At 49.7% G+C, this 1,805-nt stretch carries 2 protein-coding genes; both read left to right on the top strand.

Annotated elements, in window-relative coordinates:
• The first annotated feature begins 375 nt into the window (after positions 1-375).
• Entirely contained in the window at positions 376-1,578 is a 1,203-nt protein-coding gene (locus NT002_00060; protein ID MCX6827672.1) for a hypothetical protein, read from the top strand.
• A 6-nt stretch (positions 1,579-1,584) separates the two neighbouring features.
• Positions 1,585-1,805, top strand: a 221-nt coding sequence (locus NT002_00055; protein ID MCX6827671.1) for a transposase, incomplete at its 3' end; no start/stop codon positions are given.

Here is a 1,805-nt window from a genome sequence, read left to right as displayed (position 1 = left end):
AGTTGCTCTACCACCTGCCGTTTCAGCTCCACACTGAACTTCCGTTTCGGATTCATGGCACCATCCTTTCCTCGTATCAAAATACCAATCCGTGCCAAATCCTCCTAACCTTTTGTGTCCAGTCTCAGGGGTGCAGTCCATTTTGGCAATTACGCAGTTAGCGACCTAAATCGCGGTAGAATTATGAATATGAAGCTCTCGGGGCCTGACCAACGGGACCTTGTGGCATATACGAGCCGCATGCTTTGGGGGAGATGATAGGCAGGAGCAAAAAACAGTGGCGCAATAGGATGCATTAGACAGCGGGCAACATAAGACCACCAAGTGTCTGCAAGTGGAACAGTTGCCCATGAAAAGTATGAAAGGGCGGTTTATATGAAAAGAGTTGTAATATCAATTTGCTTCTTGATTTCGTGCTGGTTGGCGCTGGCCGCATACTGCGCGGCTGGTAATGCATTGCCGCTATCGGCCACGCTAACCAATAATCAGAATGTGCTTAAATACATAGAAGGAACCCTTTCCGATCCTGTCGCGGCAGGGGATGAGGCTGCGGCATCATTGCGATTCTTTGAGAATAATAAAGGGGGATTCAAGATGGCGGACCCGGCGACGGAATTAAGGTTGAAAAAAACTGAAGTTGACGAAATCGGCATGAAACATCTTCGCTTTCAGCAATATTACAAAGGAATCAGAGTCATTGGCGGCGAGCTGGTGACACATTTCACTTCTTCGGGGAGTCTGAAAACCGTCAATGGGGCTTTCTATCCAGAAATAAATCTGGAGACTCTCCCGGCTAAGGATGCTGCCGATGCCGTTACTATCGCCGGCAATGACCTATCATCATTTTTCGGAACCGGAAAGCCGGGGGAGGCGGAATTGGCAATTTTTCCGTGGGAGGACAAATATTATCTGACCTGGCGTCTGTTCCTTTATTCCGACACGCCTATGGGGCGCTGGGAGTATTTTGTAGATGCCGTAACGGGCGAGGTGATTTATAAAGCCAACCGCATAATGAATGCCAATGATATCGGCACCGGTATCGGTGTTATGGGCAATGCCCTTACTCATATTGATACCCATTATGATGGTTCAACGTATCATATGGTTGATTATACTCGTCAACTGAATAACAACCCGCATGGCCATAATGGCCAAATGCCGTCGGGCAATTATCTGCAGACCAACATCGCCGGATGGTCGCTTCCCGGTTCCGTGGCCACTGATGCCGATAATCAATGGTCTGATCCCTCACAAGCGCCGGCCGTTAGCGGTCATACTTACACCGCTCTGATGTACGACTGGTTGCTAAGCTCTTTCAACAGAAATAGCTATAACGACAGTGGGGCCTCCATGTTGACTGTTGTCGATTACGCTAGGTGCTACGATAACGCCTACTGGAACGGGAGCTTCATTTACTTTTGCGGATCTTCTTTCGGATGGCGTTCGCTGGCCGGATGTCCCGATGTTATGGCTCATGAATGGGCACATGCTGTCACCGATTATGAATCAAATCTGAATCCTGAGAAAGAGCCGGGCGCACTCTGGACTGCACCCCTGAGACTGGACACAAAAGGTTAGGAGGATTTGGCACGGATTGGTATTTTGATACGAGGAAAGGATGGTGCCATGAATCCGAAACGGAAGTTCAGTGTGGAGCTGAAACAGCAGGTGGTAGAGCAACTGCTATCAGGGACGAGCAGTCCGGCCCAACTCTGCCGCCAGTATGAGATTTCGTCCAGTTTGCTGTATCATTGGAAGCGTCAGTATAGCCGGGGGCGGTATGGGAACGAGGCGACGGCAGTGGG

The sequence above is a fragment of the Candidatus Zixiibacteriota bacterium genome (genome assembly GCA_026397505.1).
Classification (GTDB): domain Bacteria; phylum Zixibacteria; class MSB-5A5; order GN15; family PGXB01; genus JAPLUR01.
The sequence above is the reverse complement of the archived record's forward strand: the minus strand, read 5'-3'. Positions and strand labels throughout refer to the sequence as shown.

What these genes read in the sequence shown, in the direction of transcription:
- NT002_00060 (MCX6827672.1), top strand. Translation starts at nt 376, where the DNA reads ATGAAAAGAGTTGTAATATCAATTTGCTTCTTGATTTCGTGCTGGTTG.